At 37.6% G+C, this 24,552-nt stretch carries 19 protein-coding genes; 15 read left to right on the top strand and 4 right to left on the bottom strand.

Annotated features, from left to right (window positions below):
- The first annotated feature begins 6 nt into the window (after positions 1 to 6).
- From JCM9152_RS05665 to JCM9152_RS05690, 6 genes are all read left to right on the top strand, one after another.
- Entirely contained in the window at positions 7 to 2,289 is a 2,283-nt protein-coding gene (locus tag JCM9152_RS05665; RefSeq protein ID WP_035341891.1) for a glycoside hydrolase family 95 protein, read from the top strand.
- A 136-nt stretch (positions 2,290 to 2,425) separates the two neighbouring features.
- The gene (locus JCM9152_RS05670; protein ID WP_035341894.1) at positions 2,426 to 3,319 is read left to right on the top strand and encodes a fumarylacetoacetate hydrolase family protein; all 894 of its coding nucleotides are present in this window, start codon (positions 2,426 to 2,428) and stop codon (positions 3,317 to 3,319) included.
- 194 nt (positions 3,320 to 3,513) lie between these two features.
- Complete coding sequence (locus JCM9152_RS05675) at positions 3,514 to 4,020, top strand: DUF2243 domain-containing protein (RefSeq protein ID WP_035341897.1); 507 nt, start codon at positions 3,514 to 3,516, stop codon at positions 4,018 to 4,020.
- On the top strand, positions 4,020 to 4,820 hold the full coding sequence (locus tag JCM9152_RS05680; protein WP_035341899.1) for a cytochrome c oxidase assembly protein: 801 nt from the start codon (positions 4,020 to 4,022) through the stop codon (positions 4,818 to 4,820). The genes JCM9152_RS05675 and JCM9152_RS05680 overlap by 1 nt, the downstream gene beginning before the upstream one ends.
- Before the next feature lie 116 nt (positions 4,821 to 4,936).
- Positions 4,937 to 5,581 (top strand): helix-turn-helix transcriptional regulator, encoded by a 645-nt coding sequence (locus JCM9152_RS05685; RefSeq protein WP_035341902.1) that lies wholly within the window; start codon positions 4,937 to 4,939, stop codon positions 5,579 to 5,581.
- 11 nt (positions 5,582 to 5,592) lie between these two features.
- On the top strand, positions 5,593 to 6,405 hold the full coding sequence (locus JCM9152_RS05690) for a pyruvate, water dikinase regulatory protein (protein ID WP_035341905.1): 813 nt from the start codon (positions 5,593 to 5,595) through the stop codon (positions 6,403 to 6,405).
- Between the two features lie 85 nt (positions 6,406 to 6,490).
- Here JCM9152_RS05690 and JCM9152_RS22570 read toward each other — a convergent pair whose 3' ends face one another.
- Positions 6,491 to 6,628, bottom strand: coding sequence for a hypothetical protein (locus tag JCM9152_RS22570; RefSeq protein ID WP_156314980.1), 138 nt, complete (start codon positions 6,626 to 6,628; stop codon positions 6,491 to 6,493).
- A gap of 145 nt (positions 6,629 to 6,773) precedes the next feature.
- Here JCM9152_RS22570 and pdxR point away from each other — a divergent pair, with 145 nt between their 5' ends.
- The 3 genes from pdxR to JCM9152_RS05705 all read left to right on the top strand — a co-directional run bounded on the left by pdxR (position 6,774) and on the right by JCM9152_RS05705 (position 11,170).
- A complete protein-coding gene (gene pdxR / locus JCM9152_RS05695; protein WP_035341908.1) occupies positions 6,774 to 8,234 on the top strand; it encodes a MocR-like pyridoxine biosynthesis transcription factor PdxR in 1,461 nt (486 codons plus the stop codon).
- A gap of 530 nt (positions 8,235 to 8,764) precedes the next feature.
- Entirely contained in the window at positions 8,765 to 9,319 is a 555-nt protein-coding gene (locus JCM9152_RS05700; protein WP_035341911.1) for a glycerol-3-phosphate responsive antiterminator, read from the top strand.
- Positions 9,320 to 9,517: 198 nt separating this feature from the next.
- Complete coding sequence (locus tag JCM9152_RS05705) at positions 9,518 to 11,170, top strand: glycerol-3-phosphate dehydrogenase/oxidase (protein ID WP_035341914.1); 1,653 nt, start codon at positions 9,518 to 9,520, stop codon at positions 11,168 to 11,170.
- Positions 11,171 to 11,648: 478 nt separating this feature from the next.
- On the opposite strand, the gene JCM9152_RS23165 is transcribed toward JCM9152_RS05705, so the two are convergent.
- From JCM9152_RS23165 to JCM9152_RS05715, 3 genes are all read right to left on the bottom strand, one after another.
- Positions 11,649 to 12,716 carry an L-lactate permease gene (locus tag JCM9152_RS23165; RefSeq protein ID WP_369384529.1) on the bottom strand — a complete coding sequence of 356 codons (1,068 nt, stop codon included), beginning with the start codon at positions 12,714 to 12,716 and terminating at the stop codon, positions 11,649 to 11,651.
- Positions 12,717 to 12,744: 28 nt separating this feature from the next.
- Positions 12,745 to 13,311 carry an L-lactate permease gene (locus JCM9152_RS23170; RefSeq protein ID WP_235715632.1) on the bottom strand — a complete coding sequence of 189 codons (567 nt, stop codon included), beginning with the start codon at positions 13,309 to 13,311 and terminating at the stop codon, positions 12,745 to 12,747.
- A 183-nt stretch (positions 13,312 to 13,494) separates the two neighbouring features.
- Positions 13,495 to 14,298, bottom strand: coding sequence for a UTP--glucose-1-phosphate uridylyltransferase (locus JCM9152_RS05715; RefSeq protein ID WP_035341917.1), 804 nt, complete (start codon positions 14,296 to 14,298; stop codon positions 13,495 to 13,497).
- 212 nt (positions 14,299 to 14,510) lie between these two features.
- Here JCM9152_RS05715 and JCM9152_RS05720 point away from each other — a divergent pair, with 212 nt between their 5' ends.
- The 6 genes from JCM9152_RS05720 to JCM9152_RS05745 all read left to right on the top strand — a co-directional run bounded on the left by JCM9152_RS05720 (position 14,511) and on the right by JCM9152_RS05745 (position 24,549).
- Positions 14,511 to 15,791: a UDP-glucose dehydrogenase family protein gene (locus tag JCM9152_RS05720; RefSeq protein WP_035341920.1), complete on the top strand. Its 1,281-nt coding sequence runs from the start codon at positions 14,511 to 14,513 to the stop codon at positions 15,789 to 15,791.
- Positions 15,792 to 16,353: 562 nt separating this feature from the next.
- The gene (locus tag JCM9152_RS05725; RefSeq protein ID WP_035341921.1) at positions 16,354 to 18,435 is read left to right on the top strand and encodes a FapA family protein; all 2,082 of its coding nucleotides are present in this window, start codon (positions 16,354 to 16,356) and stop codon (positions 18,433 to 18,435) included.
- Positions 18,436 to 18,685: 250 nt separating this feature from the next.
- Positions 18,686 to 20,755 carry a bifunctional rhamnulose-1-phosphate aldolase/short-chain dehydrogenase gene (locus JCM9152_RS05730; RefSeq protein ID WP_035341923.1) on the top strand — a complete coding sequence of 690 codons (2,070 nt, stop codon included), beginning with the start codon at positions 18,686 to 18,688 and terminating at the stop codon, positions 20,753 to 20,755.
- 158 nt (positions 20,756 to 20,913) lie between these two features.
- Complete coding sequence (rhaB, locus tag JCM9152_RS05735; protein ID WP_035341925.1) at positions 20,914 to 22,341, top strand: rhamnulokinase; 1,428 nt, start codon at positions 20,914 to 20,916, stop codon at positions 22,339 to 22,341.
- Positions 22,338 to 23,594, top strand: a complete 1,257-nt coding sequence (rhaA, locus tag JCM9152_RS05740; protein WP_035341927.1) for an L-rhamnose isomerase — start codon at positions 22,338 to 22,340, stop codon at positions 23,592 to 23,594. Before rhaB ends, rhaA begins: the two co-directional genes overlap by 4 nt.
- 235 nt (positions 23,595 to 23,829) lie before the next feature.
- Complete coding sequence (locus tag JCM9152_RS05745; RefSeq protein ID WP_035341929.1) at positions 23,830 to 24,549, top strand: (Fe-S)-binding protein; 720 nt, start codon at positions 23,830 to 23,832, stop codon at positions 24,547 to 24,549.
- Positions 24,550 to 24,552: the final 3 nt, after the last annotated feature.

Genomic DNA, 24,552 nt, shown 5'->3' on the forward strand with positions numbered 1-24,552 from the left:
ATTAAGATGAATCAATCGTTATGGTATAAGCAAGCTGCCAATGATTGGAACGAAGCTTTACCAGTTGGCAATGGACGTTTAGGTGGGATGATTTTTGGTACGGTTCAGCAGGAGCGTATCCAATTAAATGAAGACTCTATTTGGTATGGTGGTCCCATAGATCGAAATAATCGTGATGCTAGAAGGAACCTAGATCAAGTAAGAAGACGATTAAGAGAAGGCAGGTTGAAGGAAGCTGAAGAGCTAACAGAATTAGCATTTATGGGTACACCTGAATCACAACGACATTATGAACCATTAGGAGATCTCTATTTCCAGTTTAAAGATCACGATGATTTCGAAGGATATGAAAGGTCTTTGGATCTGCAACAAGGGATTGCAAAAGTACACTATCAACTAAATGGAGACTCTTATCAGCGAGAAATATTCACTAGTTATCCCGATCAAGTGTTGGTTATTCGATTAACAACTTCAAAGAAAGAAGGATTATCTTTTAGGACATTTTTGGATCGAGGGCACGCAAAGAATTTCGATGAAATGAAAGCGATTACTAATGATCGATTAATGCTAAATGGAAAAACTGGCGGTGTTGATGGAATTGGATTTGTGACGATGATCGATGTGAGAGCGGATAGTGGATCGATTGAAACGATTGGTAATCGCTTGATGGTCGAAAATGCACATTCGGTGACCATTTGTTTAGCTGCTGCAACAACGTATCGTTTTACAGACCCTACAGAGCAATGTAAGCAATTGCTAGACGTTGCAACGAAAACAAGTTATGAAACATTAAGAGAAAGACATATAGGTGATTATCAATCTTTGTATAAACGTGTTCAGTTTAATTTACATGAAAGTGAAGACTTAGACACGTTGGCAACGGATGAACGTCTCGAACGTATGAAGAACGGTGAAGACGATTTAGGCTTGATCACAACGTATTTTCATTTCGGACGATACTTATTAATCGCTTCTAGTAGAGAGGGATCGTTGCCAGCAACGTTACAAGGTATTTGGAATGACCAAATGAACCCCCCATGGGATAGCAAATATACGATTAATATTAATACCGAAATGAATTATTGGCCTGCAGAGGTTTGTCATTTACAAGATTGTCATCATCCACTATTTGATCATATTGAAAAAGTGCGGATTAATGGAAAGGTAACAGCAACTAAAATGTATGGGTGTCGAGGCTTTGTTGCTCATCATAATACTGATATTTGGGGAGATACTGCTCCGCAAGATCGATATATGCCAGCAAGTATTTGGCCATTAGGTGCAGCTTGGCTGAGCCTACATATTTGGGAGCATTATGAGTATAACTTAAATGAAGACTTTCTTGCCACATATTACGATACATTAAAAGAAGCAGCATTATTCTTTGTCGATTTTTTAGTCGAAACGGAGGATGGTTATATGATTACGTCACCATCGGTTTCTCCTGAAAATACGTACTTATTACCAAATGGTGAGAAAGGTGTCTTATGCGAAGCACCATCGATGGATAGTCAGATCATCTATTCTTTATTTAGCGCTGTTATTGAGGCGAGTGCTATTTTAAACAAAGATGAAGACTATCGTCAGCAATTAATGGAGTTAAAAAATCAATTACCTCAACCACAAATAGGAAAACATGGTCAAATTCAAGAATGGCTGGAAGATTACGATGAGCTAGAACCAGGGCATCGTCATATCTCTCACCTTTTTGCCCTTCATCCAAGTAATCAAATTGCTCCTAGAAAAACACCAGAGCTGGCTCAAGCTGCGAAAGCCACATTGCAGAGGAGATTAAAATATGGCGGTGGACATACAGGGTGGAGTCGTGCGTGGATTATTAACATGTGGTCACGATTAGAGGAGGGTGAGAAGGCCTATGAAAATATTGTACAACTATTAACACAATCAACACTGCCAAATCTTTTTGATAACCATCCTCCTTTTCAAATTGATGGGAACTTTGGTGGGACAGCCGGAATCGCCGAGATGATCGTTCAAAGTCATCTGAACGAAATCCACCTACTACCTTCTCTCCCTGAAAAATGGGAAGCTGGTTATGTAAAAGGTTTACGAGCAAAAGGTGGGTTTGAAGTGGATATTCAGTGGGAAAGAAATACCCTCGTAAAGGCAGAAATACTCTCTTTAAAAGGACAACGATGTACGGTACGAACAAATCGAAATATACAGATCATAACTCAACAGAAGCAGGTGGAATGTATTGAGATTGAACGTAACGTCTACCAATTTGCGACAAGTGTGAATGGAAGGTATGAGATTGTAGGGATTTGACAATAGGATAAAAAATAAATAGCTTACATTCATTTCTTAGGTGAGTGTAGGCTTGTTTATGATCTACTGTGAGTTGAAGCTCACATAAAAAAGGAAATGATAAATAGTCATTTAATCAATGTAATGGGGGATTTGAATGAAATTCTTATCTATTAAGAAAAATGGACAACTTCAATTAGGAGTGAAAGTTGAACAAGGAATTGTAGACATTCATGAAGCATTACTACATGTGAAAGGTGAAGTGGCAACAACGGTTATGGAGATTATACATGGAGGCGAGAAAAGTTTAGCTGATTTACAGTCGTATTTGGACACGTTACCTTTAAATGGACGGCCACCATACATTGTTTCTGAAGAAGAGATTGAGTGGGGGGCATGTGTACCTGAACCAAATAAGATCATTTGTGTTGGTTTAAACTATCGAAAACATGCTGATGAAACAAATGCCTCCTATCCTGAAGTTCCGATTCTTTTTAATAAATTTAACAATACGTTAACAGGGAATCAATGTGATATCGTTATTCCAGCTGTGACAAATAAGCTTGATTATGAAGTAGAATTAGCGGTTGTAATAGGGAAGAACGCTAAAAATGTTAGAAAGGATGAAGCGTTACAATATATTTTTGGATACTGTACTGCTAATGATTTATCAGCTAGGGACTTACAATTTACAACGCCTCAATGGTTGCTTGGTAAGACATGTGATGATTTTTCTCCTGTCGGTCCTTATTTAGTAACAGCAGATGAAGTTGGTAATCCTAATCAATTATCCTTAAAAACATATGTAAACGGAGAAATTCGTCAGGAATCACATACATCAGATATGATTTTCTATGTAGATGAGATCGTCAGTTATATTTCTAAACATATGACATTAACTCCTGGTGATATAATCTTAACAGGAACACCTGAAGGCGTCGTTCTTGGTTTGCCAGAAGACGAACAAGTATATCTTAAACCTAATGATGAAGTAACCGTGGAGGTTGAAAAGCTTGGTGCTTTAACAAATCGGTTTGTAGCAGAAAACTAGCTGTTGCAAGCACGAGATATTTGGAGACAATTGGAGTACTGTTGAAGTTAGAATAATGTATGAATGATGAAAGATGTCTAAAGGCTAGCATATTCCTTTAGGCATCTTTTTTATTAAAGTAACTGGATAAAAAAGGATTAATATACAAATAGTAATAAATGATGAACGTAAACTAATTTAGAAAGGTGTTAAAAATGAAGAATGATAAACATACAAATGAAAGAAAGCCTCGTCTCCATTCAAAACGAGTTTATCGTAAACGAAATTTTTGGTCAGGCTTTCTATTTGGAATAGGATTCATTGCTTTTATTGATGAGATGGTTTTTCATCAATTACTTCATTGGCATCATTTTTATGATTTAGCGACGACCAATATTGGACTTATTTCCGACGGCCTGTTTCACGCCTTTAGTTGGTTCGCGACAATTGCCGGATTATTTCTTTTTGCCGATTTACAAAGTCGTGGTGGAATTTGGATGAGGAGATGGTGGAGTGGTGTTTTGATTGGAGCGGGATTATTTCAATTATATGATGGTACAATTCAGCATAAAGTGATGGGCATACATCAAATTCGTTATGTGGAAGATGTGTTCGTTTATGATGTGACATGGAATGTGTTAGCTGTATTACTCATTGTTATCGGCGCCATTCTATTATGGGGAGCGAACAATGAAAATAATCGTTCAGGAGCTGCAATTTAATGATAGGTCATCAGCATGTTCCGATTACAGAAATACTGCTTGCATTACCTTTTGTTGTTGCTTGTTTTGTTTATTTGATCTGTGTACTTATTTCAAATCGTCGTTTCAAAAAGTGGAGTGTGTTACGTATAATATGTTGGGTGATCGCCTGTATATGTGCGCTTCTTTCACTTTATGGGCCAATCGTACATTGGGCTCATATTGACTTCAGAGGTCATATGGTTGCTCATTTATTATTAGGAATGCTTGTTCCGTTGTTAATGGTAGTGGCGGCTCCAGTCACATTACTATTTCGAGCATTACCAGTCATTTACGCGAGGAGAATAGCAAAATGGTTACAAATGAAGCCGATCCATTTCATGATGAATCCGGTCGTTGCATCTCTTTTAAATATTGGTGGATTGTGGTTATTGTATGGTACGGACTTATTTATGATGATGCATATGAATTCAGTCCTTTATATGGTGATCCATATTCATATCTTTTTGGCTGGTTATGTGTTTACAGCCTCGATGCTGCATATAGATCCGTCTTCGCAACGGACAAGCTATTTGTTTCGCTCCATAACGTTAGTTGTTGCACTAGCAGCACATGGTATTTTAGCAAAGATTATCTTTGCATTTCCACCAAATGGCGTTGATCGTATACAAGCCGAAGAAGGGGCAATGCTAATGTACTATGGCGGTGATCTTATTGATGCTGTGATTATTTTTATTTTATGCTATCAGTGGTATCGTCACGCAAGACCGAGAGGATTAGAAAGTGTAGGCTCTACTATGAATGAAGGAAGTTCTATCTAAGTGCTGGATCAGTGCGATAAGTACTTAATTAGTGTACATTAATAAGTAAATATGATACACTTTAAAGCGATTAAAGAAAGATAAAGGATGTCCTTTATGTTGAAAAGAGTCAGGGGATGGTCAAAATAGAGCTTTCCAATCGTCAACTGGAAATTATTGAAATATTAAAAAAGCACGAGCCTATTACAGCAGAGCAAATAGCAGAGTTGTTAGGGGTAAGTCGCGCAACATTAAGGTCAGATTTAGCGGTCCTCGTTATGACTGGCTATTTAAATGCAAAACCTAAGGTTGGTTATTTTCTTGGAACAACTGCTCAAAGCGATGGAAATATTAAAAATCGCTTAAATGAGATCAAGGTTAAGGATATACAAGGGCTACCGGTTGTTATTCAGAAAACGACGACAGTGCAGGATGCTGTTGTTTCGTTATTTATTGAGAATGTAGGCTCGCTATTAGTCGTAGATGAAGACGGGTTATTAGAAGGGATTGTAAGCCGGAAAGACTTATTAAAAGTCACATTAGGAAATGCTAATGCCTTAACGATACCGGTTGATATGGTTATGACTCGTCACTCGAAAGTTGTGATCATTACACCAGAGGAATCCTTAATTGAAGCAGCAAGAAAAATGATTCATACTGAGGTTGATGGTTTACCTGTTGTTCAATTTAAAGATGGAGACAAAGAAAAAAAGCAAGTTGTTGGGAGAATTACTAAGACTAATTTAACGAAGGTACTATTAGAATTAGCGACTGAAGCCTAGGGGGATTCATAGTGGGAGAGACTCAGCAAAAACCAATTATATATGTTTGTTCAGATGCTGTTGGAGAAACAGCAGAAGCTGTTGCAAGAGCAACGATTCGCCAATTTTCTAGTAATACAATTGAAATTAAACGGTTCGGCCATATTCAATCTGATGAGGAGATTGTGAAAATAGTAAATCAAGCAGTTGCAACTACTGGAATTATTGCCTATACGCTCGTACAGCCGGAATTGCGTGAAGTAATGAAGCAAGAGGCGATTGCGAATGGAGTTCGAGCCGTTGATGTAATGGGGCCACTTATGCAAGCGTATATTGATACATATAACGATTCGCCAAAACAAGAACCAGGTTTGCGCCAAGTACTCGATGATGAATATTTTAGGCGTATTGAAGCAGTAGAATTTGCTGTTAAGTATGATGATGGTAAGGATGTTCGTGGTCTCTTATTGGCAGATGTTGTACTTATTGGTGTTTCACGAACGTCTAAAACACCCCTTAGTATTTTCATGGCTCACAAAGGATACAAGGTAGCCAATTTACCGATTTTGCCAACTGTACAACTCCCCAATGAAATATATGAAGCAACAACGAGTAAGCTAGTTGTTGGCTTAACGATTGACCCTGAACATTTATTAAAAATTCGCAAAGAGCGCTTAAAGTCATTAGGGCTGCCAAATGAATCCTCCTATGCAGCCTTAGATCATATTAAAGAAGAGCTTAGGCGAGCTGACTCAATTATGCGCCAGTTGAAATGCCCTGTTATTAACGTATCCGATCGATCGATTGAAGAAACAGCTAGTATTATTATGGAATACTTAACGTAAGAAGGGAATCTGTTCCAAAAGGTCAAATTACACCTTTGGAGCAGATCTTTTTTGATTGATCAAGCGTAGTTATAAAGTGCTGTTATTAAGGTGCACCATGAATGCTTGGTAATTTTTGATTATTTCCTCCTGTCCCATTTGGTCCTTCTACAATTGTCATTACGGCTAATCCAATTAAAATTAAAATAGAACCCACCAATAAAACAGTTTTTGTTTTTTTCATTTTTAACTTTCCTCCTTAATAAGATGCTATGCTTAAGGAAATGATGACTACCATTTCTGAAGCAAAGGCATTGAATTTTTTCAAGTGTAGATGTCTACTTGTATAACAGTAAAGGTTGATTTATAACAGTTGGTGAGGGATTCATATGCACATTCATTTAAAAAGGACGAGTCAATCGACGTTAACTGATCAAATTGTTCAAGCATTCGAAGATCGAATACGCTCGGGGTTGTTGAAGCCTCATACTAAAATGCCATCATTACGAAATTTGTCTAAACAGTTAGGCGTTAGTTTAGTTACGTGTAGTAAGGCTTACGAAAGATTGGAACGGAAACGACTAATTACTCGAATTCATGGCAAAGGATGCTATGTATTAGTGGAGTCAACTAAGAAAATAGAAGATAACTCCGACCTAAATTGGCAACTAACAATAGTTGATTATTTACCAAGAGCTCAAATGCTTAAGAATTTCCAAGCGGGATTTCAAGAAGCTGACAGTTCGATTCGTTTTCCTTTTCATGTATCAGCTATTAACGAGAAGTTGTTACCAACGTATGAAATCGTTCGAGAAATTAAAAAAACTGATCAAACGGCCTTATCTAAGTACAGTCCGTTCCAAGGTGATATGGATCTGAGAAGTGAATTTGTCAATTACTTCAAACGAGAGGGTATGAATGTAGCGGTTGATCAAGTTTTAACGGTTAGTGGTTCTCAGCAAGGGATTGATTTAGTAGCGAGGACGTTTATTGGTGCAGGTGATGTTGTTTATGTTGAAGCACCTACTTATGCTGGAGCTATTGATATTTTTTTGAGTCGTGGAGCAAAAATCATAACAGTTCCAGTGAATGAGGAAGGATTAAGATTGGATTTATTAACAAAACTATGTGATCAACATCCACCAAAGTTAATTTATACAGTTCCAACCTTTCAAAATCCTACAGGGGCTGTGATGAGTATGCCTAAGCGAAAGCATTTACTAGAAATTGCAGAGGCATACCATACAATTATTCTGGAGGATGACACATTTAGTGATATGTATTTTACAGAAAAGCCTCCGAAGTCGATATATTCATTGGATACTGCGGGACATGTCATTCACTCTAAAACATTTAGCAAAGTGTTAGCACCGTCATGTCGGATTTCAGCCTTGATAGCTAAAGGCTCGTTTATGAATCGATTACTAGCAGCGAAATCTATAACGGATTTAGGGAGTCCGTTATTAACGCAGAGAGCGGTTTTGCCTTATTTAAAGTCTAATAGAATGGAAAAACAACTAGAAGAATTACGTTTGAATTTGAAAAAAAGGTGTGAATTAGTACAGACCATGTTAGAGAAATATGCGCCTCCAAATATTTCATGGACACACCCATCTGGAGGATTAAACATTTGGGTAACATTACCGAAATGGGTTGATACAGATGAACTATTGAAATTAGCTGTAAGAAAAAAACTTGCTTTTTTACCTGGGTCTGTAAGTTATGCGGGAGAGGCAAACTATAATGAACTAAGGATTTGTTTTGCTTTTTTGCATGATTCCTTGATTGAAGAAGGGATTATGATCCTTTGTGAATTAATTAGTCAATATTTAGAGAGCAGACCATTTTAGAGTGGAATTCCGATACACTAAAAACACATACTAATAACGTATTTTTGAATGAATAAATGTACAGTACTATTTTTGTAAGACTAGTTGTAATTGTCGATGTTTGCAATTATAATAATGTACAAAGTTAATAGTAGTGTTGAGATTTAGAGAATGATAATAAGGGCACTGAAAAAGTTTGATTTTTAACTTTTTCAGTGCCCTTTAAGCAATGTACGAACTTGTCTATTTTGAAAAGCTTGATACGAGTGGTTTTTCAGTATCAAGCGAGCAGCGAGTGAAGCAATTGATAGACTAATTAAAGGTACCGAACAAGTTGATTTATCCTTTTTTAGTGTCTTCCGCGTAGTCCTTGTCTCCGTGCTTTCTTTAAGCGCAATCATTTATAAATGGCGCAGAAATCTAATTAAGAAAGACGGAAGAGGATTTAGAGAAGAGCGACGTCCTTCTTATGTTTCACGTTTCACTTTCATCATAGATCAAGCCTTTTGTAATTGCTCAGCACGACTCATAAAAGAAAGGATGTGGATGCCTTGTTTGAAAATCAAAAAATCCTTCCTGCAGTTCGTAATATGAAAGATTTTGAAACGTTTTTAAAAAGTCACTATGATTATGGCGTGTTTTTGGAGCTCCATATGTCGCAAATTAAAGCGGTGTTTGAAATGGCGAAGATGAAAGAGAAAAAAATGTTTCTGCATGCGGACTTAGTACAAGGGTTGAAAAATGATGAATATGCAGCTGAATATTTATGTCAAGAAGTGGAACCGTATGGGCTCATATCCACTAAGGCTAGTGTCATATTAAAAGCTAGGCAAAAAGGGGTGAAAGCGATCCAACGTATTTTCATCCTAGACTCTAATGCGCTAAAGCGGAATATTATGTTAATACAGAAGGCACAGCCCGATTTTGTCGAAGTTCTTCCTGGTTTAATTCCGAAAGTGATTAAAGAGATTCACGTTAAGACAGCTCGCGACGTTTTTGCAGGTGGGCTTATTGATACGGTGGATGAAGTGGAAGAGGCATTGAATGCTGGAGCAAAGGCTGTAACAACATCTAATACGAGCTTATGGCGTCACTTTCATCGTTAGATATCTTTAAATGATTGCATATGTATGGTATACTTATTAATAAGTTAATAGAATCGGTTGGAGACAAGGAGAGACCACACTCACAATGGAAGAAATTCCTTTGTGTTTGTTGTGGTCTCTCCTTTTTTTGTTGAAAGAATGCGCGACTCGATTAAGAAAGAGCATGTTGCACAGGTTAAAATAAGAGGAGTGGTTTAAATGCGAGTAGAATTTTCTAGTAAGAAGCGCCAAGAAATGATTCGTACAATGGGGAATCAACAATATGATTTGCTTATAATTGGAGGAGGGATTACAGGTGCTGGTATTGCACTTGATGCTGCTACACGTGGACTGTCCGTTGCTTTAGTAGACATGCAAGACTTCGCAGCAGGAACATCAAGTCGTTCTACGAAACTTGTGCATGGAGGATTACGTTATTTAAAGAACTTTGAAATAGGACTCGTTGCAGAAGTGGGGAAAGAAAGGGAAATCGTCTATGAAAATGGTCCACATGTTACAACGCCAGAGTGGATGCTTCTTCCTATTCATAAGGGAGGAACATTTGGAAAATTGACAACGTCGGTTGGACTAAGAGCGTATGATTTCCTAGCCGGAGTGAAAAAGCAAGAACGGCGTAAAATGCTAACAACAAAAGAAACATTGCAAAAGGAACCGTTGCTCAAACAAGATGGTCTTCTTGGTGGAGGTTATTATGTTGAATATAAGACTGATGATGCTAGATTAACGATAGAAGTATTAAAGGAAGCGGTCGCATTTGGGGCACATGCGATTTCATATGCACAAGTATCGAGGTTACTGTATGATAATGGAAAGAACATTGGGGTCGAGGTCAAGGATTTGCTTCATTCTGATCATACTTTTCAAGTGAAAGCAAAGAAAACAATTAATGCTACAGGTCCGTGGGTAGATTTAATTAGAGAGATGGATCAATCAAAAAAAGGTAAAGTGTTACGATTAACAAAAGGAGTACATTTAGTTATTGATCAAGCTCGTTTTCCATTAAAACAAGCCGTTTATTTTGATACTTCAGATGGTCGTATGGTGTTTGCGATTCCTAGAGATGGAAAAGCATATGTCGGTACAACGGATACATTTTTTAATAAGGATGCAAGAAATCCACCTATGACAAATGAAGATCGAGAATACATCATTCAAGCGATTAATGGAATGTTTCCTACCGTAAATATAACAGCCGAAGATATAGAATCAAGCTGGGCAGGGGTAAGACCTCTTATTTATGAAGAAGGCAAAGATCCTTCTGAGATTTCACGTAAGGATGAGGTGTGGCATTCTGAATCAGGTTTAATGACGATCGCAGGTGGAAAGCTAACAGGTTATCGAAAGATGGCAGAAACAGTAGTGGATCAAGCAATAAAAGACTTGGATCAAGATTATCCACCATCAAATACGAAGAAGCTTCCGATTTCTGGCGGACATGTCGGTGGTTCTAAAGGTTTTGAGGAATTTGCCAAGGAAGCGATTCAGTATGCTCAAAATGAAGGATTGACGAAGCAGCAAGCAAGATATTTAGTTCAATTATTCGGTTCAAACGTGACAACAGTGATTGATCTGAAGAGAACTCTCAAAAATGAAGAGCGTTTTGGTTTACCAGATGAATTATTTCTTGCTCTCCATTATGCTATGAATCATGAAATGGTCGTAAAACCGGAGGATTTCTTTATTAGACGTACGGGGCTGCTCTATTTTAATTTGCGCTTAGTTGAACAATGGAAAGAGGGTGTGATTGAGTGTATGGCTCATTCGTTACAATGGACACGAGATCAAAAGGAAAGCTATACGCTAGAGCTGACGAATCATATTCATCAAGCTGTTACACCAATGAAAGAATAATTGGATAAACGAGGGTGGGACAAAAGTATTTTAAGAAATGAGAAGCCGAACAAATCTACTATGCGTTATAAATGTTCGAATTCTCAGATGAACACTTTTGTTATGTTCCAACACCTTAACGCGAGACGCATTTCGTTTATTGTGAAAAATTAGCTATTTTTATAGTGGCTCTGAATGATGGATTATTCTCATAGTGAAATGGAGCGGAAGCCACTCGACTCCTGCGGGAAATAGAGGCTCGGCACCTCCCCGCGGAAAGCGAGGAAGTCACTGAAAAAGTGATATCGCACTTTTTCAGTGGCCTCGAAAGCGAGTGGCTGGAGCGCAATTGAACGAACCTGTGGCGGCTACATATTCCGTAAAATGGAGAGCGCCAAAATCATGAAAGCCGGTGAAATTTTACGACAAGTAAAATTCACCGGCTTTTCATTTCAGAGGAGGTATTGTCCCAACCTCGTTCTTAGGTTACTGACTTCTCTTAGAAAATAAGAATATAAAGAAAGCCAACCACTCCAGCCAAGCTCGCATAAAAGAGCATCGGTAAAATGGTTAATCGAATAATGGTTCCTTCTTTACCGATTAATCCTACAACGGAAGCTGCTGCGACTACATTTAGTACACAAATCATATTTCCAGCATTAGCGCCTAATACTTGAAGAGCAAGAATTCGTTCAGGAGGCAGTGCTAATTGATCCGCAACTGAAAATTGTAAAAGGGAAAACATCATATTACTGAATGTAGCGCTTCCTGAAATAAATGAGCCAAGTGCACCAATAAAAGGAGCTACTAGTGGCCAACTATTACCTAAATAATATGCAGCTTGATTAGCAAGTTCTATCGGCATACTAACCAACTCGGCATTATTGACTCCCGAATTAATAAAAATTCTTACCATAGGAACAGCAGTAAAAAGTGTAACAGCACTTCCAATTAACATGCCACTGGATTGTTTAACGGCTCGAACCATCATCAACCGATTCATTTGATGAAGAAAGAATGTCAGAATTACAACGATAAGAAAAATCGTACCAGGTAAATAGAGTGGCGAGAATGTTGCACTAATAGATGTCCCAAGAATATTCGACCAGCCTATAACAACTCCTTCAAGCCAAGATTTAAAAGGGAATACTTCAAGTCTTGTTAGAACGAGTAGGAATCCGAGAGCTAAATAAGGAATCCAAGCTAACCACAAAGGAAGTGACCTCGAGTGGCCTTCCTCTGTTTTTAATACAATGGAACCGAGCCACTCTTTATTCCAATGTTCTTTTTTATCAAAATCCCAATCTTCTTCTGGGAGAAACCAGCCTTTTTTTATGGCTAATAAGACAATGAACAATCCAATAAGCCCACCAAAGATAGAAGGGAATTCAGGACCAACAAACGTCGCAACTAATAATGCAGGAAATGTAAAACTAATACCTGCAAACAAAGCAAACTTCCACACTTTAAGTCCTTCTAGCCAGGATCGATTCTTTCCAAAAAAGCGGGTTAACATCATCACTAATACAAGTGGCATTAACGTACCGATGATAACGTCAATTTGCATGACCTGTGAAGCGATTATTCGCAAATAACTAGAGAGAAGCTTCGGTTATATAACTGTTAGTGATCGCGGCCAACTGTGAGCCCTCTTGTAACCCTTGACCGACACCTACAATTACAGGCGTTCCAACAGCACCAAAAGAAACAGGACTACTATCAGCGATTAGAGCAAGTGAAACAGCTGCCAATGGAGGGAAACCCAGTGCAACAAGAAGAGGAGCGCCAATTGCGGCAGGAGTACCAAATCCGGCTGCGCCTTCAATGAAGGCTCCGAATAGCCAAGCAATTAATATAAGCTGAATCCTGCGATCTTGACTAATGCCAAAAAAACTATTTCGAATCGCATCAATGGCTTTGCTTTCTTTAAGAGTATTAAGTAGTAAAATAGCTCCGAAAATAATGTATAAGATCGATATGCCGATTAAAACCCCTTCAATGGCTGATGCTACAAGTTGCACGAAAGGAACTTTCCAATAAAAATAAGCAATTAAAGCGGTAAAAAGTAAACTAATTGGCATAGCTTTTATTGCAGGCATTCTCAATACAATTAATAATAATAATACGATGGCAATTGGAGATAGTGCTATTAAAGTAGTCATTTTTCATCACCTTTCAGTTAACATCATCGCCTGTTACATATAGTATACTATGATTTGCTCAATATTTCACAAACTTATTTGAGAAAAAATGGCTAAATGGTGACAAAGCAAGACTATTTTTGTTTACTCAATTTTAATGATGATTGGAAAGGATACTAAGTGACTAGCATCCTTTATAACGGATCATGAGTTGTGTAATAGTTGAATTAATTGTACATAATCATCTTCTAACCCGATATCAAATCGTTTACCAGTTAATTCGTAAGCGAGTATAGATGTATTGGTAAGAAGGGCTTTAAGAGCATCTGTTAATTGAATTTCACCAGAAAGATCAGGTTGTACAGTATCTAAATGCTTAAAAATAGTAGGTTGTAAAACGTAACGCCCAACTATTGCTAAATTTGTTGAGATTGGTGAACGCGGCTTTTCTACTAAATGATTAATTTGATGTAGCTGGTGTTGTAAAGGCTGACTCATTACAACTCCATATTGGCGTAGGCGTTCTTTTGGTACTTGCATGACACCTATAACAGGTGCTTGTTTTTCAACATACGTATCGGTAAGGGCTTTTAAAGCAGGTTGATCACTAATGATTAAGTCATCTGGTAATAAAACGGCAAAGGGTTCATCTTGAACAAACCGTTTAGCGAGTGATAGCGCATGTCCTAATCCCTTCGCCTCTTGTTGTCTGATATATTCAAGGTGAACGTTTGGTAATATCAATTTATTTATCAGGTGTGATTTTTGTTGTGTTTGTAAAAAAGTTTCAAGCTCTAACGAACGATCAAAATAGTCAATAATCGTATGCTTGTTTCTTGAGACAATCATTAAGATTTCTTCAATACCGCTATTTATTGCTTCCTCTACAACATATTGAATAGCAGGCTTAGATTTAATAGGAAACATTTCTTTAGGGATAACTTTGGTGACTGGGAGGCTTCTCGTTCCATAGCCTGCTGCTGGGATGACTGCTTTTTTTATTTTCAATGATATCCTCTCCCATTGTGGTCATCGTTAAAAGTAGTTTATTCTCATTCAAATAACAAGTAAGTTGTCCGACTGAAAACAGGCTTTTTTGTATGAAAGCGTTTAATAAATAGACGTTTGAGGAATTTTTATTAGATCCACTCGTTTTCCTCACTAATAGACATACGCACCATAAGATATACAAATTAGAGATACAGAGGAGTGTGATGGGGATGAATGTCTGTGTCATTGGCGCAGGCTATGTTGGATTAACGACTTCAGCCGTATTAGCCTCACAAGGGCATAACGTCCAATGTGTAGAAAAGGATCAAGAAAAAGTAGAACGATTAAAGAGTGGACATGTACCCATTTATGAACCAGGTTTAGATGCAATGGTTCAATCAAACGTGAATAACAAGCAATTAATTTTTGTACCTGAAATGAGGGAAGCTGTTAAACAAAGTGAGATTATTTTTATTGCAGTAGGCACTCCTTCACTAGAAGATGGACGAACAAATTTAAGATACATTGAACAAGTGTTACAAGAGCTTGCTACGATCATTACTTCTTATAAAGTAATCGTTTCAAAAAGCACAGTACCGATCGGAACAAATGAATGGATGGAAAAGAAGCTTTTGCAAGAAGGGTTAAAGCAGGGACAATTTGACCTTATTTCAAACCCAGAATTTCTTAGAGAGGGTACGGCGATAGCAGATATGTTATCCCCTGATAAAATCGTACTTGGAGTAAAAGATGCATCGAATGTGTCACTGATGAAGCAACTTTATCATTTTAGTCCTGCACCCTATATTATTACTTCATTTAATGGAGCCGAATTAATTAAATATGCTTCTAATGCATTTTTAGCCGTGAAAATATCGTTTATGAATGAGATGGCTCTATTAAGCGAGCATTTTGATATTAATGTTCAAGACATCTCAGAAGGTTTGAAAACAGATCCAAGAATTGGTCCTTTGTTTTTACAGGCAGGATTAGGATATGGGGGTTCCTGTTTACCAAAAGATGTTTCATCATTAATAAAGCAAGGAGAAGAAGTGGGATATGTCCCTCAACTAGTAGAAACAGCTCAACGTGTCAATGAACAGATGGTAGAGGTATATATCGATAAAATCAAACAAATTTTGGTTGATCCAAAACATAAGAAAGTAGCAGTTTGGGGTGCTTCATTTAAGCCTAATACGGATGATACACGTCATTCACGTGCTATACAACTAATTAAGAGATTGGTGGAACTAAAAAGTCATGTTCAAGTGTACGATCCTGTTGTAAAGCTAGAATGGAATGAAGTAACTGAATATAACGATCTTTATCAAGCAGTGCATGGTGTAGATCTTCTTATAGTAGCAACAGAGTGGGAAGAATTTACTAAGGCTGATTGGAATTTGGTGAAAGAAAAAATGGACGGTTCAATGATCATAGATGCCCGCAATGTTCTAAAGTGTTCTGATTTAGAAAAGTATGAGTTACAGCTTGTTGGTATTGGGAGAGGATAAAAGTTTCAGAAACTGAATAAAATGGATGGAACATTTAACTGTTTGGCCAAGTGTATTTGTCACCGTTGCAGAAGATTGTCAACAGGGAGTCAACAAATTGCCTCTATGATGAAGGAGTTATCAAGTGATGCAGAAGTATAGGCAAATGGCGCTTCAGAACTATCTGAAAATATGAATGTTTACTGAACTCATTCATACAATCGGAATATTACCAGTCAAATTACTCGTATGTCGCAATCGGTACAAGGTATGTTGACGATTTCTAATCAAATGGGCTCTTCTTTTGAAATGTTGCTTCTGTTTCAGAAGAGTCTATAGCGGGTATAGAAGAAGTATTAGCAACAACTCAGCAATCAAATGCTTCGATGGATGAGGTTTCAAAAAGTGTGAAGAAATTAAATGAGGAAGTAGTGAATTTAAATAAGTTAATCCAGTAATTTAAACTTTCATAACTAATTAGGACTGGGTCTTCACTGGCATAGTTGATAAGTGAAAGTGAAGAAGAGTGATTATTACCGCTTTCAAAAAAATAAAGCATTGTAAAATAGAAAGGGGGATTGTCATGAACAGTATAGTGACAAAAGGTAGGTCAGTTGAGGAAGCGATTGATATCGGCTTACAAATGCTAAATGCCAAAGAAAATCAAGTTGATATTGAGATTATACAAACTGGATCTGATGGGTTTGTTAGTATGAAAAAGAAGAAAGCCGTTGTTAAGTTGTCCATACGTCAACCTATTAAAGCTGAAGTCATTGATCCCCTTATAGAAATGGAAGGATTCTTAAAGCAAATCCAAAATGAAAGCGCAATCATAAATAAAGATATTCAACGTCAACAATTAAATAAAGAAGATATAAATGCTTCACTACTTACTAGTAACCGAGTAGAACCAGTGGTGTGGGTGGAGAATGGTCAGCTATGTGTTCATGATAGTATCGGTTGCTATGCAAGTGTATCGCTAAGTGAAGAAATGATACTCATAAAAAATGGTGAACGTGTAACTGAAAAGAAGGTGTTCGTATCTGAACAGGATGCGCTTGATGTACAAATCATTCACGAAAATGAGCAAGTAGATACAGAGTGGTCCTTTATCGTAGATGAGCAAAAATTAAGTGCAAAGTTAATCGTACGCCCAGGTTATAAAATCCATCGAAAACTAGAAGATGCTTCTCCGAATAAACATATTCATTTACAAATCAACGAGAAAAAAGAAATAACAAATTCTTTAACCTTTGATCAAATCATTCGCGAATTAGAAACGTTGAAAATCGTTTATGGTATCAAATATAAAGAAATTTCAAAGGCCGTTCAATCAATGGTTCCTAGCGAATATGAAGTGGCTGTAGGAAAAGAGTCAAAAGATGGCCAAGATGGCACATTTCAAGTCAAGGTTGAAACAGAAACAAAGAAACGGTTTGTGGAAGATGATCAAGGAAATATTGATTACCGTCAATCAATGAAAATTCCTACAGTGAAAGGAGGACAAGTCATTGGGATTGTTCATCCGCCAACTGAAGGGTTCAATGGAAGAAATATATTTAATGAAGTGATTCAAGCCAAGAAAGGTCAATCCGTGAACATGAAATTAGGAGAAGGAGTTGAATGCTTAGCAAATGGAAATGTAATCGCATTAGGTGAAGGTAGACCTCAAATTGACAAATACGATCTATCTGTGAAGGTAACTGTTTATCCAAAACTTACGTATCAAGAAGATATCACGATTCGCACAGGGAATGTCACATTTGATGGTGACGTAGAAATATTAGGTCATGTAGTAGAAAAAATGAAGGTTAAAGCAGGTGGAGATATTTACATTTATAAGACGGTGACTGAAGCGCAACTCATTTCACATAAATCTATTACAGTAAGAGGAAATGTAATGAATTCCGAACTCTCTGTTGGAAAGAACAGTAAGATAGCAGGTGAGTTAGGTCTTTTGTTAAAAGTGATATTAGAGCAGGTTAATAGAATGATTGATTTATTAAAGCAGTTATCAGTGTCTCCATCGTTTCAATCAATTGATTTGAAGGCAAGTGGGATTCAACCCATTGTCATTATGCTGTTAGAAAAGAAATTTACTAGATTAAGAGCAGTAATCGGTACGTATATGAAAAAGGTTTACAACGATTACCAGTATATTGAGGATCGCAAATGGGGCGAAATATCAAATGAACTTCGGAGAAATTTTTTAACGTTAACAAATAAGAAAGTGACGATTTCAGATTTACAACAATTAACACAACGTATGGAAAATGTTATTTCAAATACAATCATAGCTGAAAAGGATCAAACAATGACGATTTCAGATGCTATCAATAGTCATTTATTTAGTAATGGAGCTATTTATGTTATTGGTAAGGGATGTGTTAATACAAAAATATATGCGAACGGAACAGTTAACATTTTCGGAAAGTTTAGAGGAGGTTCGATTTATTCAGAAGAGGGAGTAGAGGTAAAAGAGTTAGGCACATATGCAGGTACAAGAACAGTCGTTACTGTACCAAAAGATAAACAAATAAAAGTAGGAACTGCCTATGAGGGAACGATTTTAAAGATTGGAGATTATATATTTAGAGTGACTGATAAGCAATCAGACTTTATCGCTAGCTTTAATGGTGAGAAAGTCATTTTAGACTATAAGTAATTTTTTATATTTTTGATTCGATTGGAATGATTTTGTTTAATAGGAAATCGGACACCGAAAAGTTTGGTTTTTAACTTTTTCGGTGTCTTTAATAGAATAGGAGTTACCCCTCGTGTTTTACTGTATCTTATTAGCTTGAGCAACTACTTGTAAAACTTAGATAAAATCAAAAATAAACAAACATATATACAAAATAAAACAAAGATGTTATACTTTATTCAGAAGTAAAAACAACTATTCGGAGGTAATTATGGTACGAAATCTTTGGAATGAAGCAAATGCAAAATCTTTGAAGCCAGGATTAGATGAACTTGTATATCGTTCTAATTTAATTGGTTCTGACCGAGCTGTTTGCAACTGGGGTGGCGGTAATACGTCAATGAAGACGACGGTTAAGGATTTTCGTGGGCGTGATGTCGAGGTTATGTGGGTTAAAGGTAGCGGTTCTGATTTAGCAACAATGAAAGCGAAGAATTTCACTGGTTTAAACCTTGAAGATATCCGTCCTTTAATCGAGCGTGATGAAATGTCTGATGAAGAAATGGTTGCTTATTTAACACATTGTATGATTGATCATACACATCCACGTGCATCGATTGAGACGTTATTACATGCTTTTTTACCATTTAAACATGTAGATCACACGCATCCTGATGCGATTATTAGTCTATGCTGTGCTCATAATGGGCAAGAGTTAGCAAAAGAGATATTTGGAGATCGGTTTGTATGGGTTCCATATGTAAGACCAGGATTTACTTTATCAAAAATGATTGCAGAAGGTGTGAAGCAAAATTCGAATGCAGAACTTGTTTTAATGGAGAAGCATGGTTTAGTCGTTTGGGGAGATACAGCTAAGGAAAGCTATGATAAGACCATTTCTGTCATTAATGAAGCAGAGGCATTTATTCATAAGCAAGCACAAGGGAAGAAGCCATTTGGTGGCCAGAAATATCAATCATTAACGAGTGAAGAGCAGCAAGAGTTGTTAGCGCAAGTAATGCCAGTCATTCGTGGTGCAGTTAGTGATGAGAAGAAGATGCTTTTAACGCATGATACAGGTGATGCGATTGTAGAGTTCGTAAATAGCTATGAGGCCGCGGAACTATCACAAGTAGGAGCAGCTTGCCCTGATCATCTCGTTCATACGAAAATGAAACCATTGTTTGTTGATTGGGACCCATCATCGAAAAATGTGGAAAATTTGATTGAAGCAATTAAATCTGGTATTGAAACATTTAAGAGTGACTATCAAAACTATTTCAATGAAAATAAAAATGAAGGCGATGTTATGTTTGAGCCAGCACCACGAGTAATATTAATTCCTGGAATCGGCATGGTGAATACAGGGAAAAACGTCACAATGGCTAACGTAAGTGGAGACCTTTATCACCGTGCGATTTCGGTGATGAAAGGAACGACTGCATTAGGAACATTTGTCTCTTTAAATGAAAACGAATCTTATAACATCGAGTATTGGCCATTAGAGCTTTATAAACTATCATTGGCACCAGCAGAAGCAGAGTTTTCTAGACAGGTAGCATTTGTGACAGGTGGAGCTGGTGGAATCGGAAGTGAAACATGCCGTCAGTTTGTTGAACAAGGAGCACATGTCGTTGTAGCAGACTTAAACCTTGAAGGTGCGGAAAAAGTTGCGTCAGAGATTAATGAACAGTATGGTGACAAACGAGCTCTAGCTGTTAAAATGGATGTAACGAGTGAAGAGCAAGTACAAGCAGCTTTAAAACAAGCAACTCTTGTATATGGTGGTATCGATATCATCGTTAATAATGCGGGACTAGCTACTTCTAGCCCTATTGAAGAAACAACATTAAAAGAGTGGAATTTAAATATGGATGTTCTCGGTACAGGCTATTTCCTTGTAGCTCGTGAAGCATTTAAGGTGATGAAAGAGCAAGGAATTGGCGGAAGTATGGTCTTTATCGGTTCGAAAAACTCAGTCTATGCTGGAAAAAATGCATCTGCTTATAGCTCTGTAAAAGCATTAGAGGTTCATTTAGCTAGATGTATTGCGGCTGAAGGGGGCGAATACGGTATTCGCGTGAACTCTGTATTACCAGATGCAGTCTTGCAAGGCTCAGCCATTTGGGGTTCTAGCTGGCGTGAAGAACGTGCTGCTGCTTATGGAATCGAACCAGATCAGTTGGAAGAACATTATCGTAAGCGTACTACATTACTTGTTAATATTTATCCAAAGGATATTGCTGAATCGATTCTTTTCTTCTCATCATCAAAAGCAGCTAAGACAACAGGTTGTATGATTACTGTTGATGGCGGAGTACCAGCAGCCTTTACTCGATAAATAAAAGAATAGTAGATGACCTGCCTCCATATATAACCGAAGGGGGCACGGAAAAAGTTTGATCGTAAACTTTTTCCGTGGCTTCTTAACTGGAGGAGGGTCATCGTCTTTCACTATGGACTAATCACGGGTGAAGCGTTTACATTTGGAGGGATAACATGAATCAAAGTTGTCTAGCGGTTGATATTGGAGCCTCTAGCGGAAGAGTGATGCTTGGCCAATTGGCTAATGATCAACTCCAGTTAGATGAGATTCATCGTTTTAATAATAAAATGGTGGAAAAAAAAGGCCACTTTTGTTGGGATATTGATACGCTTTTTTTGGAAGTCAAAGCTGGATTAAAGAAATGTCGCGAGTTTGAAAATAAACCAGTAAGTATTGGAATTGATACGTGGGCGGTTGACTTTGTCCTTTTAGATGAAAACGACCAGCTTATAACAGATGCTGTTGCCTATCGTGATCCGCGTACCGATGGGATGATGGAAGAAGTTACAGAGATTATAAAAAAGGAACGGCTCTATTTAGATACTGGTATCCAATTTCAAAAGTTTAATACGATCTATCAATTGTATGCATTAAAGAAGCAGCAGCCTGAGCTGTTAGAAAAAGCGAAAACGTTTTTAATGATTCCAGATTATTTTCATTTTTTACTAACGGGTAAAAAGGCTAATGAGTATACAAATGCAACAACGACACAACTAGTGAATGCTTTTACGAAAAAATGGGACAAAGAATTAATTGATGCCTTAGGGTTACCTTTCGATATCTTTCAGCCAATCATTCTTCCGAAAGAAAAGCTCGGATCATTGAAGGAAGAATTAGTCGAAGAGCTTGGGTTTTCTTTAGATGTTTATGTGCCTGCAACACATGATACTGGTTCGGCGGTATTGGCTGTGCCAGAAAACAATGAAACGATTTACATTAGCTCTGGAACTTGGTCATTAATTGGGATTGAGAATTCGTTTCCTATTTGCATTACGAAAGCATTAGATTATAATTTTACAAATGAAGGTGGAGTGGATTATCGCTTTAGGTTTTTAAAGAACATTATGGGGCTTTGGATGATACAAGAAGTGAAACGCTTGTACGATGATGCGTATTCGTTTGCTAAGCTTGTCCAGTTATCTAAACAGCACAGTTCGTTTACTTCAATTGTTAATGTTGATGATCAACGTTTTTTAAAGCCAGACGATATGATAAAAGAAATACAAGCATATTGTAAAGAGACAAACCAGCAGGTCCCTCATGAACCTGGTGAAGTAGCTAAGTGTGTATTCGATAGCTTAGCTGAGAGCTATCAAAAGGCAATTGTGGAGATTGAAGAAATGATCGAAAAAGAATATGAAACGATTCATGTTATCGGTGGAGGAAGTCAGAATGAGCAATTAAATCAGTTGATTGCTGACAAAACAAAAAAGATTGTATGTGCAGGACCTGTTGAAGCAACGGCAATTGGGAATGTGGTAGCTCAATTAATGGCTTTAAGAGAATTAAATGAAATCGCAGATGCACGCAAGGTCATTGCGAATTCATTCGAGTTAAAGCGTTATCATGCAATGACTAGTGTCGAGGAGGGAATGGAATGAGTAGCAATCAAGCATTTGAAAGTGCAAAACAGGAATACGAGCAATGGGGTATTAACATTGATGAAGTATTTAAAACGTTAAAAAATATCCCGATTTCGATTCATTGTTGGCAAGGTGATGATGTTGGTGGTTTTGAAGTGAACCGTGGTGAATTGTCTGGTGGGATTGACGTTACAGGTGATTATCCTGGTAAAGCACGAACACCTGAAGAGCTTCGTGCTGATATTGAAAAGGCGCTTTCTTTGATCCCAGGTAAACATCGCATCAATCTTCATGCGATTTATGCTGAAACCGATGGTCAGGTAGTCGAACGAGATAAGCTTGAGCCGAAGCATTTTGAGAAATGGGTCACGTGGGCAAAAGAACATAGGTTAGGACTTGATTTTAATCCGACGTTGTTTTCACATGAAAAAGCCGCAGACGGTCTTACATTAGCTCATCCTGATCCAGAAATTCGTCAATATTGGATTGATCATTGTAAGGCGAGCCGGAAAATTGGTGAATACTTCGGCCGAGAATTAGGCACTCCTTGTTTAACGAACATTTGGATTCCAGATGGCTACAAAGATACGCCAAGTGACCGTTTAACTCCTAGACGTCGTTTAATGGAAGCACTTGACGAAATCTTTGCTGAAGAAATAGACAAAAATTATTTAGTCGATGCTGTTGAGAGTAAATTATTTGGGATCGGTTCAGAAGCATATGTTGTTGGCTCACATGAATTTTATTTGAGCTACGCGCTAAAAAATGATGTAAATTGTTTGTTAGATACAGGGCATTATCATCCAACTGAAATGGTTTCAAATAAAATATCAGCGATGTTACTGTTCTTTGACCAGCTTGCATTACACGTATCTCGACCAGTTCGATGGGATAGTGATCATGTCGTCACGTTTGATGATGAACTAAAAGAGATTGCCATGGAAATTGTTCGAAATGATGCGTTAGATAAAGTGATGATCGGTCTTGATTTCTTTGATGCAAGCATTAATCGCGTTGCAGCATGGACGATTGGTACACGAAATATGATCAAAGCATTGCTCTTTGCTTTGTTACTTCCTCATTGTCAATTAAAGGAACTGCAAGAAAATGGAGATTTCACGAGACGTTTAGCTCTGTTAGAGGAGTTTAAAACGTATCCATTTGGAGTTATATGGAATCAATATTGTCAGGAAATGAATGTACCTGCAAAGGAAAGTTGGTTGCAAGATGTACAGAAGTATGAAGAGCAAGTTCTATCAAAACGTTCGTAAGTGTAGATGCAGTCAGGCTCGTTTGCTTGTCTGCATTTCGCCTTTTTAACAAGGTATGAATGGAACGAAATGTATGAAGAGTGACGGCCGCTTAGTACGCACTTTACTGAACGCATCTCCTTGAAACGGCTAAGCATGATACTTAAAGAAAACCGCGTAGTGGTTGTCACGAGTAAACACGAATAACTAATATTTGTTAAAATAGAAATGATGTTAATAGAAATGAGGGATGAGGATGAAGGTTTCCTTATATATCACCTGTCTAGCAGATGTGTTTTATCCGAATGTAGGAAAGCATGTTGTTGAATTGTTAGAGCGAAATGGTTGTGAAGTCGATGTTCCTCAGCAACAAACATGTTGTGGGCAGCCTGCTTATAATAGTGGTTATCATAAAGAAACGAGCGAGGTTGCTAAACATACGATTCGTACGTTTGAGGAAGCCGATTATGTTGTGATTCCTTCAGGATCGTGTGGTGCGATGATACATGAATACCCACATTTATTTAATGAAGAACCAGAATGGAAAATGCGTGCTGAATCATTAGCAAAGAAGACGTTTGAATTTACTCAATTTATTGTAAACGTGTTAGGAATAGAGGATTTGGGTGCTGTTTTTCCTAAGAAGGTAACGTATCATACATCTTGCCATATGACACGACTATTAGGGGTGAAGGATACACCTATAAAATTGCTAAATCGTGTCAAAGGACTTGAATTTACGTCGTTACCTAATAAAGAAACGTGCTGTGGCTTTGGTGGCACATTCTCTGTCAAAATGGTGCCAATCTCTGAACAAATGGTCAATGAAAAAATTGAACACATTGAAGAGACAGATGCGGAAGTATTAGTAGGAGCGGATTGTGGTTGTTTAATGAACATTGGTGGAAGAATTAACCGTCAAGGTAAACCAATCAAAGTGATGCATATTGCAGAAGTACTAAATACTCGCTCGTAAAGG

Source organism: Halalkalibacter hemicellulosilyticusJCM 9152 (assembly GCF_000513115.1).
Classification (GTDB): domain Bacteria; phylum Bacillota; class Bacilli; order Bacillales; family Bacillaceae_D; genus Halalkalibacter; species Halalkalibacter hemicellulosilyticus.

Excerpts from the sequence above, each read along its gene's own strand:
- JCM9152_RS05680 (WP_035341899.1), top strand. The coding sequence starts at position 4,020 with ATGATAGGTCATCAGCATGTTCCGATTACAGAAATACTGCTTGCATTA.
- JCM9152_RS23170 (WP_235715632.1), bottom strand. The coding sequence starts at position 13,311 with ATGACTACTTTAATAGCACTATCTCCAATTGCCATCGTATTATTATTA.
- JCM9152_RS05685 (WP_035341902.1), top strand. The coding sequence starts at position 4,937 with ATGGTCAAAATAGAGCTTTCCAATCGTCAACTGGAAATTATTGAAATA.
- JCM9152_RS22570 (WP_156314980.1), bottom strand. The coding sequence starts at position 6,628 with ATGAAAAAAACAAAAACTGTTTTATTGGTGGGTTCTATTTTAATTTTA.
- rhaA (WP_035341927.1), top strand. The coding sequence starts at position 22,338 with ATGAGTAGCAATCAAGCATTTGAAAGTGCAAAACAGGAATACGAGCAA.
- JCM9152_RS05705 (WP_035341914.1), top strand. The coding sequence starts at position 9,518 with ATGCGAGTAGAATTTTCTAGTAAGAAGCGCCAAGAAATGATTCGTACA.
- JCM9152_RS05675 (WP_035341897.1), top strand. The coding sequence starts at position 3,514 with ATGAAGAATGATAAACATACAAATGAAAGAAAGCCTCGTCTCCATTCA.
- rhaB (WP_035341925.1), top strand. The coding sequence starts at position 20,914 with ATGAATCAAAGTTGTCTAGCGGTTGATATTGGAGCCTCTAGCGGAAGA.
- JCM9152_RS05670 (WP_035341894.1), top strand. The coding sequence starts at position 2,426 with ATGAAATTCTTATCTATTAAGAAAAATGGACAACTTCAATTAGGAGTG.
- JCM9152_RS05745 (WP_035341929.1), top strand. The coding sequence starts at position 23,830 with ATGAAGGTTTCCTTATATATCACCTGTCTAGCAGATGTGTTTTATCCG.
- JCM9152_RS05720 (WP_035341920.1), top strand. The coding sequence starts at position 14,511 with ATGAATGTCTGTGTCATTGGCGCAGGCTATGTTGGATTAACGACTTCA.
- JCM9152_RS05730 (WP_035341923.1), top strand. The coding sequence starts at position 18,686 with ATGGTACGAAATCTTTGGAATGAAGCAAATGCAAAATCTTTGAAGCCA.
- pdxR (WP_035341908.1), top strand. The coding sequence starts at position 6,774 with ATGCACATTCATTTAAAAAGGACGAGTCAATCGACGTTAACTGATCAA.
- JCM9152_RS05725 (WP_035341921.1), top strand. The coding sequence starts at position 16,354 with ATGAACAGTATAGTGACAAAAGGTAGGTCAGTTGAGGAAGCGATTGAT.
- JCM9152_RS23165 (WP_369384529.1), bottom strand. The coding sequence starts at position 12,716 with ATGCAAATTGACGTTATCATCGGTACGTTAATGCCACTTGTATTAGTG.
- JCM9152_RS05665 (WP_035341891.1), top strand. The coding sequence starts at position 7 with ATGAATCAATCGTTATGGTATAAGCAAGCTGCCAATGATTGGAACGAA.